The following is a 17,223-nucleotide window of genomic DNA, read 5'->3' as shown; positions in this document are numbered from 1 at the left end:
AAAGACTCTCGCGCGAATATCAAAGACTCGCCGATGAATATCAAAGACTCTCGCGTGAATATCAAAGACTCGCCGACGAATATCAAAGACTCTCGCGTGAATATCAAAGACTCGCCGACGAATATCAAAGACTCTCGCGTGAATATCAAAGACTCATTACAGCAATTTCCATTTATTTATAAAACACTCTTGCGTTCTTCTCTGCGCCTTTGCGCCTCCGCGTGAGAAAAAAAATCTTTCCGTCCTGTAATTACGAATTACGAATTACGAATTACGAATTATCCTATCAAGACTTGCACTCACACTTTCAGCATCCGGTGACTTCAATCGCTGCAAAATCTCTAAAGCTGGTTGCAAATAGGATATCGCTTTAGCGTACTCACCCTGCTGTGCTGCCAAATGCCCCAACCACCACAGAGTCATTGCTTTCTCTTTTTAAAACATCTTCTTAACTAAATTTATAATGTAATCATATCTCATCTAGCAGAGGTAAAACTATGACTATTGAACAAACAGTTCTACAAACATTCCGAGAATTACCACCAGATAAACAGCAAGAAGTTTTAGATTTTATTCAATTTCTCAAATATAAATTATTAGCTCAAAAACCATTTTCTATATCTGACCATCAAAAAAGTTTAAGACAAAGTAAAGACATTACTGATTTTTGGTCAGCTTTACAAGACTTTAGACAAAGGGTTGATTTAGAAAGTATTGATGATGAAACTTTTGAAAATCTACGGGATAAGTCACCAGGAAGAGAAGTTAATTTATGAGTCTAAATTATTTACTAGATACTAACATTTTTTCGGAGGCTAAACGACCTCATCCCAACGAGAAGGTAATGGAAAAGCTAAGGTTATATAGACAAGAAACAGCCACAGCTATCCTAGTTATCCATGAAATGTTATATGGTTGTTTCCGTCTTCCTATTTCTAAAAAACGTCAAGATATAGAGGATTATATCAACAACATAATTTTAGCAGAAATCCCTTTATTTGATTACGATCTAAAATCTGCACAATATCATGCTCAGGAAAGAGCTAGATTATCAAAGATTGGTAAAAATCCTGGATTTATTGATGGGCAAATTGCGAGTGTTGCAGTTACAAATAACTTGATTTTAGTAACGAATAATGTAGCAGATTTTCAAGATTTTGATGGTATAAACATAGAAAATTGGTTTATTAATTAAGATACCGCATTGTTTATTCAATTTGTTAATGCGTAAGTCCATTACACGAAAATAATGAAACAGATACAAACCCCCAAACCCAGACGAAGTAAGACTTTCTCAATTACAAATTACGAATTACGAATTACGAATTGGTATAAGCCCTCCACATTGCGTAAATTACGAATGATTCTGTATTCTTTCCAGCATCGCCCTTACCTGTTCAGCATCGGGTGATTTTAACTTTTGCAAAATCTCTAAAGCTGGTTGCAAATAGGATATCGCTTTAGTGTATTCACCCTGCTGTTCTGCCAAATCTCCTAACCTCCGCAGAGTCATTGCTTTGCCTTGGACATTTCCAATACGTTCATTTATTTCCAAAGACTGATTATAGAGTGCGATCGCTTCATCCACTTCCCCTTTGTTGGCGTAGAGAATTCCCAGTTTGTGCAACGTCGCCGCTTTAGTTTTTACATCTCCAATGCGTTCACTTATTTCCAAAGACTGATTGTAGAGTGCGATCGCTTGCTCCACTTCCCCTTTGTCGGCGTAAATACATGCTAGATTGTGCAACGTCGCCGCTTTACCTTGGACATCTCCAATGCGTTCCTTTAATTCCAAAGACTGATTGTAGAGTGAGACCGCTTCATCTACTTCCCCTTTGTTGACGTAGATACTTGCCAGCTGGTGCAACGTCGCCGCTTTGCCTTGGATATTACCAATGCGTTCCTTTAATTCCAAAGACTGATTGTAGAGTGCGATCGCTTCATCCACTTCCCTTTTGTTGGCGTAGAGAATTGCCAGTTGGTGCAACGTCGCCGCTTTGGTTTGGATATTACCAATGCGTTCATTTATTTCTAAAGACTGATTGTAGAGTGTGATCGCTTGCTCCACTTCCCCTTTGTTGGCGCAGATACTTGCTAGATTGTGCAACGTCGTTGCTTTGCCTTGAACATTACCAATGCGTTCATTAATTTCCAAAGATTGATTATAAAGTGCGATCGCTTTATCCACTTCTCCTTTGTTGGCATAGATTATTCCCAGATTGGTCAACGTCACCGCTTTGCCTTGGACATTTCCAATGCGTTCATTTATTTCCAAAGACAGATTGTAGAGTGCGATCGCTTCATCCATTTCCCCTTTATTGGCGTAGATCATTCCCAGTTGGTGCAACGTCGCCGCTTTGCCTTGGACATTTCCAATGCGTTCATTAATTTCCAAAGATTGATTATAAAGTGCGATCGCTTCATCCACTTCCCCTTTGTTGGCGTAGAGAATTGCCAGTTGGTGCAACGTCGCCGCTTTGGTTTGGACATCACCAATGCGTTCAGTTATTTTCAAAGACAGATTGTAGAGTGCGATCGCTTGTTCCACTTCCGCTTTGTTGGCGTAGATCATTCCCAGACGGTGCAACGTCGCTGCTTTGCCTTGGACAACAAACTCAGAGGGTTTCGCCACCCGCACCAGTTGGGTATCGGGATCTAAAAACTGTTCGTAAGCAGGTTCCAGCGCTGAGAGTGGCAAATCTCCCAACACTTCCACCAACGCACCGGGACATTCTCCCTGAATATATAACCGCAACAAATGCCAGTCACGCACATTCTGTTTAAACAACTGCTGGTAAGTGCTAGCGAGTGCTTCAGCTAATTGATATCCGGCTGCCAATTTGCCGTAGAGGTGCGCGGCGGCGGCTGTGGCTGTCCGATCTTCCACAGGCCGCCCCCAACTTAAAACCGCCCTCGCACCTTGGGCAATTAGTGCCTCAGCCATTGAAGGGACAGCCCCTTTATCTGGTGCTTGTCCAGTCCGACACCCAGACAAAAACACCAATTTGGGAAATCTAAACCGGAAGACATCGGCAAGTTCTGCGGCTGTAGTTTCGTGACGTTCCCCGATTTCCGTCTCAGTAATAAAGTAAGGCGTATTCGCCTCTAAATCTGCTCCCCTCTCGAAAAGCGGGGAGGGGTTGGGGGTGGGGTTATTTTCCGCTTCAGGAGGAGTAATTGAGGCGTGTCCTGTGAGGTGAAACACATCAAAGTCATTAAAATAGCGACTCCACACCTTACCCAACTCGCTGACGCAACCGCTTTCTTCCACCCGCAAATCCACAGCAAAATCTTGCGTATCAGCCAGAATTCTCGCCTCTTCTTGTTCAAACTCTAACTTCGGTTCCACGTCTTCCGGGTCGGTTGCCATAAACAATACTCGCAATTGTCGTGCTTCCACAGAAAACGCTTCCGTTTCTTTTTCAATCCAGCGCAGAGGTAACACCACTGGATTAACGCGCTTGACCAAAAAATCCTCATCATCATGCAGCACTTCCCAAGGTAAATGCGCCAGTTTTTGCTCAGTATCAATGGCAATTACCAACCCCTCACCGCGACAGTTAGCAATTCCCCGACTCAACCACCGTCCATCCCCATCCAACCAAAAAAATAACTGCTGCCCGATTCCTGATAAATTGGGCAGCAGTTTATAGTAATCTCGTTCACCTTGCTTGAGGAAATTAGCGATTTCTGCTAATTTCAGACGACGTGATTCATAGTGCTTTATTTGAGGTAGCCAATACCTGAGTTCAACTGTTTCCTGCGTACTTTCCCGAAGTTGAATGCGGATAGTTTGCACTTTATTTGCTGATAGATTTGAGGATTTCCGTGATTTCCTCTATAGTAGCTTCTTCGAGTAAAATCCTGTTTCCAGTATCAGGGTCAAGGATTATCACATCAAATTGCTTTCCTGGATGAGATTTATGCCATTCTTGATACCATTTGCGAATTTGTTCAGCTAAAGCAGCAGCACCGCCGACAATGGTGATAATAGTAGCAATAGCCGCCAAAGTTCCCTCTCTTTGCGTCGGCACTTCATAGCTTCCCAATAATCCAGGGATTTCTAGCAAAGCCTCGGCTGCTGCTGGTGCGCCTTCACCTTCGATTCCGATTTGAATTTCTGCCATTAAATCACCTACGAATTTATCCAAGATTCTGTATATTATGCGTTGAATTGGTGATAAGCTTCACGCACAGATACAGAGAAGATTGCAAAATTATTTACTTAGTGTTGTACCAATTGTCTAAAATAAGGCAACAGACGCAAACCTGGAAACTCACATCTTGCACCTAATCCTGGCGATTATAAATCGCGGCTATACAAACGTTCGCCCTTGGCGTTCCCGTTCGCGTAGCGTCTCCGAAGGAGAAGGGTAGGCCACCTTTCCTTCGGAACGCTACGCGAACGTGGACTAAGAGAAAATCAAAGGTTTTTAACCCACGGAGGTGAGTTTTGTCTGTGTAGCCCCGACTTCTAGTCGCTGCAAGTCAAATCCAAAAACTATGAGAAGAAATGGTATGGACTCCTCTACACGCAAAAATCCATCGCACAATCCGATCGCGCCACTTATTTGAGCGCAACCAGCGTTTATTAATCGCTGTCTCCGGCGGACAAGATTCTCTGTGTTTAATAAAATTACTTTTAGATTTACAATCCAAATGGGGATGGTATTTAGGTATCGCTCACTGCGATCATCGCTGGCGTTCTGACTCCCAAGCTAATGCTCATCACGTTGAAAACTTAGCTAAAACTTGGGGTATATCCTTTTATTTAGAAACAGCGAACAAGCCGATAAATAGTGAAGCTGCTGCACGCGATTGGCGCTATCAAGCTTTAAGTGCGATCGCCCAAGCAAATAATTATCAATATATAGTTACAGGACACACCGCCAGCGATCGCGCCGAAACTCTCCTCTACAATTTAATTCGCGGTACTGGTGCTGATGGCTTGCAAGCCCTGACTTGGCAACGCCCCCTAACTATGGGCATTATGTTAGTGCGTCCACTTTTAGAAATTACTCGTTTACAAACAGAGCAATTTTGTCAAGAGTTTAAATTACCAATTTGGGAAGATTCCACCAATCAAGATTTGCAATATGCCCGCAACCGCATTCGCCAAGAATTATTACCATATTTGCGAGATAATTTCAACCCCCAAGTAGAATCAGCTTTAGCCCAAACAGCAGAACTTCTCCAAGCAGAAGTGGAATATTTAGAAAAAGCTGCTCAGGAGTTGCGGGATGGGGCATGGGGTATCGGTGAGAATGAAAAATTACCTTTTTCTCCTCTGCTCCCTGCTAAGAGTTCGCCTGCTTTTTCCTCATCTCCCCGACTCCCGACTCCCAACTCCCGACTCCCCTTACGCTTAAATCGTCGGGTATTACAGAAAGCACCACTGGCGTTGCAGCGTCGGGTGATGCGTCAGGTATTACAGCAAATACTGACTGATGCCCCTAGTTTTGAACACATCGAAAAATTAACGGCTTTAATCATAGCGCCAAACCGATCGCAAACCGATCCATTTCCTGGTGGTGCGATCGCTCAAGTAGAAGGCGACTGGATCTGTTTTAAATAGTTATTTAAAGGCTTTTTATTATCAGGAACGATGCACATTATTAGTTTCAGAATATTAAGAGAATATGCAGAAACCCATTCAGATTGTCAGGAAGTATTAAGCAATTGGTATAAGGTTGCCACTAAAGCGAAATGGTCAAATTTAGTTGAAGTACAGCAGGTTTTTCCTAAAGCTGAAGCTGTTGGTAATTTTACAGTTTTTAATATTAAAGGAAATAAATATCGTTTGATTGTTAGTATAGATTATGAAGGGCAGTTAATTTATATTAAATATATCCTCAACCATGCAGAATATGATAAGGAGAACTGGAAAAATGACCCTTACTTTTAATCCAGATAAATACAAGGAATTATTAACAGCTTATCTTCCCAAACTGATAAAAAGTGAAGCTGAAAATAAGCAAGCTTTAGGGATAGTACAAGATTTAATGCACCGGGAACGCACCCCAGAAGAAGACGAACTTTATCAGTTATTAATTACTTTAATTGAAAAGTTTGAACAAGAATATTATCAGCCAAGCCAGCAAAACAATCCTACGTCTATGTTGTTATTTCTTTTAGAAGAATCTGAGAAAAGTAGAGATGATTTAGTAGCGGTTTTAGGGACAGAAGATTTGGTTGATAATATTTTAAATGGACAAGAGAAGATAAATACAGAACAAGCGCGTAAGCTGGGAGAGTTTTTTCATGTAGAATCTAGTTTGTTTATGGAATAATAACTAAGCTCGTAGTTCGTAGTTGGGCTTTAGCCCAAAAAAAATAAGTTAGGGTCTGCCTTCTTCTTATTGCTTTACCAGAGTTTAATTCAGTACTGCTTTTCCAGACCACCTGAGTAAAATGCCCGGTGTCTCCTTTAAATCCTAGTTTATTGTAATCATAGTTTTCCATCTTGGCGTACCAGTCTGTAATCGCTTGTGTGGGAAGAAAGTCTGGTTTCTCAATGGGGAGTGTGCTGTATCTGACGGCTAGGTTCTCTCCAACATCGTTCCGCTCTCCAGAATAACTTTATTCATTCATGGATATTGAGTTTAAGAGAGAAGCCACAAGGGAGCGATCGCAAACCGATCCATTTCCTGGTGGTGCGATCGCGCAAGTAGAAGGTGGGTTGGATCTGTTTGAAATAGTTAGGAGTGATGAGTTAGGAGTTAAGAGTTTGAAGTTTTCAGTTTTGGTTATTAAGATTTGAGTTAAAAACTTTCTTTAATTCTTAACTCCTAACTTCTTTGGTTATTAAGATTTGAGTTAAAAACTTTCTTTAATTCTTAACTCCTAACTCTTAACTCCTAACTTATTAAGACGCTAATAATTCTGGCTGAGGCATTAAACTTTGGAGAGTATGACGCAACTGAGCGATCGCTTGGACTTGATAATCACCAGTTTCCTGGAATTGATCCAAAGATTCTCCAATTCCTTGCAACTTTTGCCTTAATCCATCTAGAGAATCCTGAATTGGTTGTAGTGCTTCTTGATAAAGATTCACTCGACCATAGTATTCAGCAGTTGTTCTTCGTAAAGATAGCAAATTTTCCTCGATCGCTTTCAGTTCTTGGCGCTTTTCATCTAGATCGTGAGTTTGATTGTCAATCATTCCCTGATTTAGCTCAATACCAGAACGAATTTGCTCAATTTCACGTTCCAGCTTTTGGATTTCTTGTGAATATTGTTGTCGCTGGGTTTCTATTTGTAACAGAATCGGTTCTAAATTTATTTTGTTGTTACTTTCTTCTTCTTGAGTAACAGTATGTCCTTGCCGCCGTAGCAGTACAGCTTGATGTTGCTTGAGAAACTTCTGGTGCTGTAGCATATTGCGGCGTTGTCCCACTAAACTGGAATTTAGCATCTGATAAAGGTCTTTTTCATCAGTTAGTTCTAGTTCCAAATTGATGTGGTCATGGTCAGATGCGTGATTTAATTTCGTTTGGAGTTCTTCTATAGCTTCTTGTTTATATTTCAGTTCTTGTTCTTGATCGTGAACAAAGCTAGCGTCGATTTCTAACTTATGCTCCAAGTCTTGCACTATCTTTTGTAGTTCTTCTAAAGGCATTTTATTCAAAGCCTCCACATCAGCTTGCTTACCAAGAACTACATCACCAGATGTTGCAGCTAAAGAATGCATCTGTTGATATAACTCTTCAGCACTTCGTAACTGCTCTTTGACGAGTCGAGCATACTCTTGCTTGCTGGTAAGGTCTGCTGTATTGATTTGCAATTGCGCTGTTTGCTGAACTAAAGAATTTTGCGCTTCTTGCAATGCATTTTGGCGATCGCTAAAAGTTTGTGATAAACGCTCAACTTCTTCTTGCTGTTGTGCGATCGCAATTTTTTGCTCCTCCAGTTTTTGCCAATGCGGGGTCAGAGTCGCTTGCTGCTTTTCGACCAATTCAAAGGCTAGATGCAGGTGTTCTCTAACTGTTTCCGTAGGAGTAATACGACTCGACAAGCGATCGAGTAACTCACTCATTACTCGACTTTGCTCCTCATCCAAAACCGTCCCTTGTTGAAAATCCGCTTGGCGTTCTTCTAGGCGACGCTGCTCACCTCGTAAATGCTCCCAAGCGCCTTCCAACTCTTGGCGGTTGCGCTCAATTTCTGCTTGTAATCGTTCAATTTCCAGGCGGGAGGTGTCAACTTCCTGTTTTTGCTCCTCTAGGTGTTGTACCTCATCCTCCAATTGCTGCAACTGTTCTGCTCGTACCTCCATGTCCATTTCACGGCGATTCAACTCTTGCGCCTGAAATGTTAGTGACTGTTTCCACTGATCGATCTCATCTTCCTTGAGCTTAAATTTCTCCAACTGGCGGGAAAAATTTTGCAAAATGTTGACGAGTGGACGCCCTGCTTCTTGAATTCGCTGCACTTGACGATTCGGATTCAGTTCAACCAGTACCAAGGCGCCATCATTTAATTTACTTGCGTCCTCAGCAGCAATCACTTCTTCCGACACAGTACTCCAATTCTGGTCAGTTCGCTGACAAGCTAGCAGTTTCAGTTCAGTTTTGCCACCGCCACTGAGTAAACCACCTTTCTGTTTTTGTACTTCTGCTAAATACAGCACACCGTTAGTCCTTTATTGATGCACTTAAAGTTCGTGTTTTGAGATATACCTTAAATAATTCTGTTAACTTGTCTCACTGAACCAGGGTTTAGAAAAACAAGACAGACAAAACTATAGACGCAAGATGTTACGTCTTGATACTTATAGAAGCGATCTGGTCGCGCCTTTATATTTTGTACTGATGACAGTGATGATGACTTCCGTGTTAACACTAGCTTTGTCAAAGTGTATTACGAAAGATAAAGGTTTATAGCTTAATGTATTCCCTAATGACAATCAAAATAGAGTAAAAATCTTTTCAATACTCCATAATCAATACTTAAAGAATAAGTCATAATTCACGATTCCGAATTCAGCAATACTTAAGGAGTACTTTTTAGCTAAATGCAGGGAAATTTAAATGAAATTGATATTTGCAGTATTCTGCAATTGATTGAATTGGGACAGCGAACTGGGCAACTATGGGTGGAAGCTTATAGCTCTCACCATAACAACAAACTGGGTGGAGATGGAGCAAACATTTATCGCCCTAAACAACAGTCTTGGTTCGTTTTTTTCCTTAATGGTCAGATTATCTATTGCCAAGAGGGCGAGAGTAGTTTATCCAGAATTAGCGATTATTTACGTCATTATCGAGTTGAGATGCGACTCACCGACAAACAAATTGCCACCCTACCACCAACCGACGCGCCAGAGTATGCCTATCTTTGGGCACTCTTGGAGCGGAATATCATCAACCCAAAGATAGCTGGTAGTATCATTTACGGTTTGGTGCATGAAACTCTCTTTGACCTGCTGAGTTTACGTCAAGGTAACTTCATTTTCCATCAAGGTGCAGCACTTGCCCCGCAATTAAATACTTTTGAGATTGCTCCATTTGTGACAAAAATTACCAAGCAACTGCAACAGTGGAAGCAACTCTATCCACACATTCAGTCTCCAGAACAATTGCCAGTGCTATCTGACAAAGTTCAGCTACAATCTTCTTTACCAGAAGCAACCATGAATAAGCTACAACATTGGGCTGATGGTAAAACATCCTTGCGACAACTAGCTCGCCATCTCAACCGAGACATTTTGACAGTCGCAAAGGCGATATATCCTTATGTACAACAAAGTTGGCTGCAACTAGTATATTCAGATACTAATTACCCAAATACACCCACGGACAGCTGGGAATTGAAGGGAAAACCGATGAGGCGGATAGTATGTATTGACGATGCGATCGCCATCGGTGAGACTATAAATTCCATCTTACAACCACAAGGTTATGAAGCGATCGCTCTTACCAATCCCTTAGAGGCACTGAGTCTGGTTTTTCAACTCAAACCGGATTTAATTTTATGCGACATTGCTATGTCGGAATTGGAAGGATACGAGATTTGCGCCATGCTGCGACATTCAACAGCATTTCGGCTCACGCCGATTATCATGCTTACTGGGAAAGATGGGTTTATGGATCGAGTCAAAGCTAAGATGGTCGGGGCAACAGATTATTTGACAAAACCGTTTACGCACACTGAGTTACTGATGCTCGTAGAGAAATATATCAACAACCAATGAAAATTGAGCATGGAGCGTTAGGAGTGCTGAGTGCTGAGTGCTGAGTGCTGAGTTAGGAGTTAGGAGTTTTGTTTATCTCCTTGTCCCCTTGTCCCCTCATCTCCCTCATCTCCCTCATCTATGAGGCATATAAAGAGATCAAAGATTTGTTGATCTACTAAAAGATGAGTAAAAAGATGTTATCACAGAGTCAGTTAACTGAGTGAAACGTCAATCTCCGGGAAAATAGTGAAAACATAAAATTAATTTATACAGTTAATACTTGCGGAGGAATCAGGGAATGTTCCAATTAGGAACGTCTAAATCAGGAGGTAAATAGACGCTTATGAGCACAGTTCTGATTGTGGAAGACAGTATAGCGCAAAGGGAGATGATTACAGACCTCCTGAAAGCAACTGGCCTAACAGTTACCCATGCTAGTGATGGATTAGAAGCATTAGAGGCAATTCAAATAGCACCTCCAGATTTAGTGGTATTAGATATTGTCATGCCCCGAATGAACGGCTACGAAGTTTGTCGGCGGTTAAAATCCGATCCAAAAACCCAAAATGTCCCAGTGGTTATGTGTTCTTCCAAAGGCGAAGAATTTGATCGCTATTGGGGCATGAAGCAGGGTGCAGACGCTTACATAGCCAAACCGTTTCAACCAACTGAGTTGGTAGGAACAGTCAAACAACTGCTGCGAGGATAAGGATAAAAGCAATATGGTCAGCAAACCGGACTTTTTAAGTGGCAGTGGTCAAGATCATTTCCGACCAGAATTACAAGTAGAAAGTCCTGAAGGTGAGTTACATTTGAGGTTTTACATTCCCTCGCATCAGGAGTTTGCACTACAAGCAACTGGCATTCGGGAAGTAATTGAATTAAGTCCTGATAGAATCACCCCGATTCCTAATGCTTCTCCTTTACTTTTGGGTACTCTAAATTTACGAGGTCGAGTTATTTGGGTGGCCGATTTGGGTCAATTTCTGGGGGAAGCAGGTGCATTAAACACGGATAGAGCTGAAATTTCGGTGATTGCCATTGAAGAGCAAGACACAATAGTAGGTTTAGCAGTAGAGGAAATCGGTGGTATGGACTGGTTGGATGTCCAGAATCTGATGCCACCAACTAGTGTTTCAGATACAATGGCTCCCTTTTTACGTGGAGAGTGGTCATTAGGTGCTAAAAATAATCAGTGTCTACGACTACTCGATCAAATGGCAATTGTACGAAGTGCTAGGTGGGCAGGATGAAATTGGAGGAGGAAATGGCAGCAAGTATTGATAATTACGAGCCAACATATCAACAGGCGATGACCGCCTATGTTCAAAGAAATTATGAGGTTGCGGCCACTTTAGTCGATCAAGTGGTGCAAAATTTACCAGATGACCCCAATACCCATTTGTTGCGGGGTCACATCTACTATGTTTTACAGCAGTACGATGTAGCAAAAGAAGAATATCAACAGGTATTAAGCTTGACTAACGATCAAGAAATTACTGGTTTTGCCAAGAATGGAATTGAAAATATCAATCAATATTTACAGTCATTTAGTGGACAAGAGGAAATAAATTCCTCAGAGATATCTGATGTACTGGCATATAGCGAACCAGAATTAGAACATTTGGGCGCTAATGAGGAGTTTGACAGCGATAACCTTGATTTGAACTTTTTTGTAGAGCATCAAGAAAGTATCAATGGCGTTGAAGATACATCTTCAAAAAGTCCATTTGATCTGCCCACAGAAGATAGTATTGTAACAGAAAAAATATCAGATTCTTCTATAACTTTTGGTGATGACCCTTTTGCCATGAATGAAGAATCACAGGAACAAGAGTCAAATAAAAACTGGGAGAAGAATACAGAATTGGAGTTGCCTGCTTTTTGGCAGGAAAGTATCTCAGAAGATATTTCCGAAGAATCATTAGCAAATAGTCAATTCTCAGATAATGGGATAAGTTATCCTTACGAAAATTCAACTATTGACAATAATAACTCTTCATCTTCTAACTCACAAACTGGTAATAAAGAGAATAATTTCCCTGATTTGTTGAGTGAGCCAAAGTCTCCAGAGCAGAGTATGGGAAAATTAGAATATAAAAAATCCAGTTTTGGAGACGAAACTTTACTGATTGTTACAGAAGAACTGAGAAATGATTCGCCAACAACAAATAACTTGGAATACGGCAGTCAAGATAACTTGTCCCAAACCGAATCCCATAACTGGTTAACACCAAAACAAGTGGCGTTGGAATCAGCTTTTCAGCCGAATTTAACTGATAATGAAGCATCTTTTAATAGTAATTTACCTCGGAAGGAAAAGCAGTTTAAATCAGATGAATTCATCGCTAAAAATAGCTTCGATGACGATGAAAATTTTGATATGGAAGCATTTGAGTCTGCCTTTGGCTCAGAGAGTTTAAACTCTTATGAAGACTCAAGCAATATACTGAATGGAGAAAATTCTAAGAGCAATATCGAGTTTTTAGATGACTTTGAGGAATTTGACGATTTAGGCAATATTCCAGGGTTTGACCTGATCGAAGGAGATTCTAACTTCGGTAATGCAGCAATGCATTCTGCTCCAACAGAAACTAGTGACACTGGACGCCCTCAAAGCGCGGAGGCTTTTTTAAGTAATGCACCTCCTAGCGATCGCGAAGAGGAACTGTTCTCAATGACTGGTTCCCATGAAGCCGTTCCAGTCTTTAGCCAAACAGATGTCTCGAAACTAGAACCCAACGTCAGCATTGAGCAGGGATGGTTAGCACCATTAGAAAATGCTTCCATCGAACGGAAACAATGGCTAATTGCTGGAAGTGTAGGCATTGTCTCAGCGTTGGTTGTAGCCACAGTTAGCTTTGTCGCTACCACATTTTCGCCACCCCAACAACGAGAATCAGTAAGAAACACAGGTTGGGCAATGTCACTAGCAGCAGGGATTGCAGGTTTTGCTACCGCAGGCTTCATGGGGAATCTGGCGCTTAAACAAATTCGGCGCACAACTGATGACCTCCAAGCTCAGTTTGAAGCTGTACGTCAAGGAAATTTGAATGCTCAAGCCACAGTGTTTTCTGAAGATGAATTGGGGCATTTAGCCACTGGCTTTAATGAAATGGCGCGAGTAATTTTCACAACCACAAGTGAAGCCCAACGCAAAGCCGATGAACAAGAGGAAGCCAAAGAAAATCTGCAACGTCAGGTGATTCGGCTCTTGGATGACGTGGAAGGAGCTGCTAGAGGCGATTTAACAGTCCAAGCGGAAGTGACAGCCGACGTACTGGGAGCTGTAGCCGACGCCTTTAATTTAACAATTCAAAACCTGCGGGATATTGTCCAACAGGTAAAAATGGCGGCGAAGGATGTGACAAAAGGTGCAACCAACTCCGAAACCTTTGCGAGAGCTTTATCTAGTGATGCTTTGCGGCAAGCAGAAGAGTTAGCGGTGACGCTGAATTCTGTACAGGTGATGACCGACTCGATTCAACGGGTAGCAGAGGCGGCACGGGAAGCCGAAACCGTTGCTCGTGATGCTAGTACGATCGCCTTGAAAGGTGGCGAAGCAGTAGAAAATACCGTGGCAGGGATTTTAGAAATTCGAGAAACCGTTGCCGAAACCACTCGCAAAGTGAAGCGGTTGGCGGAATCTTCCCAAGAAATTTCTAAAATTGTGGCGTTGATTTCTCAAATTGCTTCCAGAACAAACTTGTTAGCGCTCAATGCTAGTATTGAGGCGGCAAGAGCCGGAGAAGCAGGACGCGGGTTTGCGATCGTCGCAGATGAAGTACGTCAGCTAGCAGATAAATCTGCCAAATCCCTCAAAGAAATTGAACAAATTGTGATGCAAATCCAAAGCGAAACAGGCTCTGTAATGACCGCGATGGAAGAAGGCACACAACAAGTAATTAAAGGGACAAAATTGGCAGAAGATGCCAAGCGATCGCTCGAAAACATTATTCAAGTGGCGAATCGCATCGATATTCTTGTGCGCTCTATTACCAGCGACACTGTGGAACAAACGGAAACCTCCCGCGCCGTCGCTCATGTAATGCAATCAGTAGAACTGACTGCGCAAGAAACTTCCCAAGAAGCACAGCGAGTTTCAGGTGCTCTACAACACTTAGTAGGTGTATCCCGTGACTTGATCGCCTCCGTTGAACGTTTCCGAGTGGAAACTATGGAAACCAGATAAAAAAGTTAGGAGTTAGGAGTGAGGAGTTAGAAATAAAAATCACAACTCACAACTCACAACTCATAACTCATAACTCATAATTCATAACTCATAACTCATAACTCATAACTTTTGCTATGCTGCCGGAACAACAACAGCGGATTTTGGGTTACTTTATCGAAGAAGCCAGGGATCACCTGAATACCATTGAGCAGGGCTTACTGAATTTAGAGGGTACCCTGAACGACCCGGAAATGATCAGTGAAGTCTTCCGGGCGGCTCACTCCATCAAAGGAGGAGCGGCGATGCTTGGATTGACTAGCATTCAGCATACCTCCCACCGTTTGGAAGATTGTTTCAAAATTCTCAAAGATAATCCGGTTCAGATTGACCAAAAGTTAGAGTCTTTATTTCTTGGTGTCTCTGATACCCTAAAATCGCTGTTAGAGCATTTGAGTGGGCCTTATGGTCTTTCTGAAGATGCAGCTAATACTTTGATGTCAGAAACTGAGCCAGTTTTTCAATGGCTGTATCAGCATCTGGAACTACTTGTAGAACAAGGAAAGAGTGGAGTAGCCAGCAGTTGTGAGGCAACAGAACTTACAACCTCTACAGAGAATGTCTCCACACTTACAGAAATTTTCATGCGGCGAGATATTCCCAGTTTGGCAGAAGACAGCCATCAGGAATCTCCAGACTCGGTAGCACCCCACGAGGCGCTAGACGCTCGCGGACTCGCTAACGCTGCGCTAGCGCCAGTCACTGCGAAAGAAAATAATAACTGGAGCGAGTTTCAAGCCCAAGTGCTGCAAACACTGCGGGAAATGTTGCAATTATTTAAGCAAACTACAACACCTGCAACTCGGCAAAATCTCCAGCAATGCTGTCACCAGTTAGTCAAACTTGGTGAAACTTGGAATTTGCCCAAATGGTGTGGTTTATGTCAAGCAGCAGCCAGTGCGATCGGTAATCCTGAAAATACTTATCTGACTTTAGCTAAAATTGTCATTACTGAAATCAAACAAGCTCAAGAATTAGTCCTGCAAGGTAAAGAAGCCGAAATTGCAATTAGTCAGCAACTAGAAGCACTTTTGAGCTTTGCAGAAATTAAGTTATTAGAAATTACCCCTGGTTTATTTGATGAACAGTCTGCGACTTTCACAGAATCAGAGCCAATTCTATTTAGTAACACCAAGCCGTTAGCCCAGACAACTGAAGAACTGAATCTAGACAAAGATAGTAGCGATAGCGCAGCGTTAGCGAGTCCAGGAGCGTCTAGCTACGCCAACGTCTCCGACGAACGCCCCTTCCTTCAGTTACAAGAAACACCACAAAACGAAAGTAGAAACACTAGTCTTACTTTCACCACACATGACGAAGCACATCCAATCAGTAACAATCTTGATCCCAATGGGCCAGAAGTAGGAATAGCTGAGTTAAATACCCTTGCTGATTTATTTGAGGGTGAAACTCCCGAACTAGATGAAAGTTGGCATCAAGAAGAAACCTTAGATATTGTTGCTATCGATGACTTTGGAATTGATTTGAGCAGCACTGAGGCTGACGAGGCTCATAACGATTTATCTGACTTACTCTCCTTTAATGAAGATATAAGCAATGCGTTGCACCCAACAAGCACAGCTACAACAGAAGATTTATCTCTGTTGTTTGGCGACAATTTCCTAGAAAAAGATAATTCAGAACTGCAAAATCAACAAATATCTGCTACGCCTCTAGAGTTGAGCGATATTAACGAATTTGAGATAAATTTAGACTCATCTTCTGCCGAAATTTTACAAGAATTTATTGATATTCCTAGTGATACAAACCAGACTATTAGCGAAATTGTCCAAAATAGTGAACTCGAAGATTTCTTGACACTGGGGTTAGATGATGATGAACTATTGCCAACAAGCAAAGTCACTCAACCAGAAACTGAGTCGTTCACCAGTGTGGAACTAACTACCAACCAACAAAACAATTTTGATAACTTATTCTTAGAAACTAAAAATGCAAATTGGGTAGAAGAAATTACCCCTAGTGACTACATAGAATTACCTCAGCCAACAGACTTGTCTTTGGACAACTTGTTTGCTGAAATGGAAGAACAGCCACAACTATCGACAAGTGAACCAGAAATCAGTGATTTATTTGATACACCTCCAGTAACAGAACCTGAGTTTTCTCAATCAGAAAATGATCTGAGCGACTTCTGGAACCAGGAAACCACAGAGGAAAAGGACGAATTCGATTCCTTAATTGAGCAGAATGTGGAAAAGGCTTTAGATGAAAGTTTGTTTAATGCAGCGGCTGATGACATTTTTGCTGATAATCAGCAGTCTATACCTTCTCCTATAGCCAGTTTTGATATAGAAGAAGATTTTGAGATCAATTTCCAGCATCAAGAACAGCTAGATTTGATATTATCATCAGATTCTGGAGATAATTTATTTGATGAATTAACATCAAGTAGCTTAACTATTTCTCCTATAATCAACGATACCTCCACGCCGGAAATGCCTTTGTTAGCCCAGCATCCGGGGGAAGAAATTCTCAGACCACAACAACCAGAATCTTTAGATTTTGTTCCAGAATTTACTAATCAGACCCCAGATATATCTGCTGTTGATCTGGAAGCTAATTCATTAGGCACTTTCGATGAAAATCCCCAACTGCTGTTTGAAGATGTCGCAACAAATGAATTGACCTATATTCAGATGGAAACCACAGAAAATACTGTGGATGAACTATCAGAAACCGTCAGTTTTGGGGAAACTTCAGATTCAGCATTACCCGAAGCACAGCCAGGTAATTTGTTCGGTTCTTTCGATGAAAATCCCCAACTGCTGTTTGAAGATGTCGCAACAAATGAATTGAC

Annotated in this window: 16 protein-coding genes and 1 pseudogene; 12 read left to right on the top strand and 5 right to left on the bottom strand. The window is 41.7% G+C overall.

Going from position 1 to position 17,223, the window contains the following annotated elements:
- Window positions 1-182: pseudogene (locus RMY63_RS26900) on the top strand (hypothetical protein); the annotation flags it as partial.
- A gap of 82 nt (window positions 183-264) precedes the next feature.
- Here RMY63_RS26900 and RMY63_RS26895 read toward each other — a convergent pair.
- A complete protein-coding gene (locus RMY63_RS26895) occupies window positions 265-423 on the bottom strand; it encodes a tetratricopeptide repeat protein (protein WP_322731625.1) in 159 nt (52 codons plus the stop codon).
- A 74-nt stretch (window positions 424-497) separates the two neighbouring features.
- Between RMY63_RS26895 and RMY63_RS26890 the strand changes: the two genes are divergently transcribed.
- On the top strand, window positions 498-776 hold the full coding sequence (locus RMY63_RS26890) for a DUF2281 domain-containing protein (RefSeq protein ID WP_322731624.1): 279 nt from the start codon (window positions 498-500) through the stop codon (window positions 774-776).
- A complete protein-coding gene (locus RMY63_RS26885; RefSeq protein ID WP_322731623.1) occupies window positions 773-1,195 on the top strand; it encodes a type II toxin-antitoxin system VapC family toxin in 423 nt (140 codons plus the stop codon). The genes RMY63_RS26890 and RMY63_RS26885 overlap by 4 nt, the downstream gene beginning before the upstream one ends.
- Before the next feature lie 159 nt (window positions 1,196-1,354).
- On the opposite strand, the gene RMY63_RS26880 is transcribed toward RMY63_RS26885, so the two are convergent.
- Together RMY63_RS26880 and RMY63_RS26875 are read right to left on the bottom strand one after the other, a co-directional pair.
- The gene (locus RMY63_RS26880) at window positions 1,355-3,799 is read right to left on the bottom strand and encodes a tetratricopeptide repeat protein (protein ID WP_322731622.1); all 2,445 of its coding nucleotides are present in this window, start codon (window positions 3,797-3,799) and stop codon (window positions 1,355-1,357) included.
- Window position 3,800: 1 nt separating this feature from the next.
- Window positions 3,801-4,127, bottom strand: a complete 327-nt coding sequence (locus RMY63_RS26875) for a hypothetical protein (protein ID WP_322731621.1) — start codon at window positions 4,125-4,127, stop codon at window positions 3,801-3,803.
- Between the two features lie 386 nt (window positions 4,128-4,513).
- Between RMY63_RS26875 and tilS the strand changes: the two genes are divergently transcribed.
- From tilS to RMY63_RS26860, 3 genes are read left to right on the top strand one after another with little or no spacing between them, the layout of a single operon-like run.
- Window positions 4,514-5,575 carry a tRNA lysidine(34) synthetase TilS gene (tilS, locus tag RMY63_RS26870; protein ID WP_322731620.1) on the top strand — a complete coding sequence of 354 codons (1,062 nt, stop codon included), beginning with the start codon at window positions 4,514-4,516 and terminating at the stop codon, window positions 5,573-5,575.
- A 30-nt stretch (window positions 5,576-5,605) separates the two neighbouring features.
- A complete protein-coding gene (locus tag RMY63_RS26865; RefSeq protein WP_322731619.1) occupies window positions 5,606-5,905 on the top strand; it encodes a type II toxin-antitoxin system HigB family toxin in 300 nt (99 codons plus the stop codon).
- Complete coding sequence (locus RMY63_RS26860; RefSeq protein WP_322731618.1) at window positions 5,889-6,290, top strand: hypothetical protein; 402 nt, start codon at window positions 5,889-5,891, stop codon at window positions 6,288-6,290. Before RMY63_RS26865 ends, RMY63_RS26860 begins: the two co-directional genes overlap by 17 nt.
- Here RMY63_RS26860 and RMY63_RS41910 read toward each other — a convergent pair.
- The gene (locus RMY63_RS41910; RefSeq protein WP_416212553.1) at window positions 6,280-6,516 is read right to left on the bottom strand and encodes a hypothetical protein; all 237 of its coding nucleotides are present in this window, start codon (window positions 6,514-6,516) and stop codon (window positions 6,280-6,282) included. The two genes, RMY63_RS26860 and RMY63_RS41910, sit on opposite strands and share 11 nt — an antisense overlap.
- Window positions 6,517-6,589: 73 nt before the next feature.
- Here RMY63_RS41910 and RMY63_RS26855 point away from each other — a divergent pair, with 73 nt between their 5' ends.
- Complete coding sequence (locus tag RMY63_RS26855) at window positions 6,590-6,760, top strand: hypothetical protein (RefSeq protein ID WP_322731617.1); 171 nt, start codon at window positions 6,590-6,592, stop codon at window positions 6,758-6,760.
- Between the two features lie 105 nt (window positions 6,761-6,865).
- Here RMY63_RS26855 and hmpF read toward each other — a convergent pair whose 3' ends face one another.
- The gene (gene hmpF / locus RMY63_RS26850) at window positions 6,866-8,629 is read right to left on the bottom strand and encodes a pilus motility taxis protein HmpF (RefSeq protein WP_322731616.1); all 1,764 of its coding nucleotides are present in this window, start codon (window positions 8,627-8,629) and stop codon (window positions 6,866-6,868) included.
- Between the two features lie 384 nt (window positions 8,630-9,013).
- On the opposite strand from hmpF, the gene RMY63_RS26845 reads away from it, so the two are divergent.
- The 5 genes from RMY63_RS26845 to RMY63_RS26825 form a co-directional block, all read left to right on the top strand.
- Window positions 9,014-10,192, top strand: coding sequence for a response regulator (locus RMY63_RS26845; protein WP_322731615.1), 1,179 nt, complete (start codon window positions 9,014-9,016; stop codon window positions 10,190-10,192).
- 325 nt (window positions 10,193-10,517) lie between these two features.
- On the top strand, window positions 10,518-10,883 hold the full coding sequence (locus RMY63_RS26840; protein WP_069073698.1) for a response regulator transcription factor: 366 nt from the start codon (window positions 10,518-10,520) through the stop codon (window positions 10,881-10,883).
- A gap of 13 nt (window positions 10,884-10,896) precedes the next feature.
- Complete coding sequence (locus RMY63_RS26835; protein ID WP_322731614.1) at window positions 10,897-11,427, top strand: chemotaxis protein CheW; 531 nt, start codon at window positions 10,897-10,899, stop codon at window positions 11,425-11,427.
- Between the two features lie 14 nt (window positions 11,428-11,441).
- The gene (locus tag RMY63_RS26830; RefSeq protein WP_322731613.1) at window positions 11,442-14,366 is read left to right on the top strand and encodes a methyl-accepting chemotaxis protein; all 2,925 of its coding nucleotides are present in this window, start codon (window positions 11,442-11,444) and stop codon (window positions 14,364-14,366) included.
- Window positions 14,367-14,482: 116 nt separating this feature from the next.
- Window positions 14,483-17,223 (top strand): Hpt domain-containing protein (locus RMY63_RS26825; RefSeq protein WP_322731627.1); only part of this gene is annotated, 2,741 nt, incomplete at its 3' end.

The sequence above is a fragment of the Nostoc sp. ChiQUE01b genome (genome assembly GCF_034531255.1).
GTDB lineage: Bacteria > Cyanobacteriota > Cyanobacteriia > Cyanobacteriales > Nostocaceae > Nostoc.
This window is presented reverse-complemented; position numbering and strand designations above follow the sequence as displayed.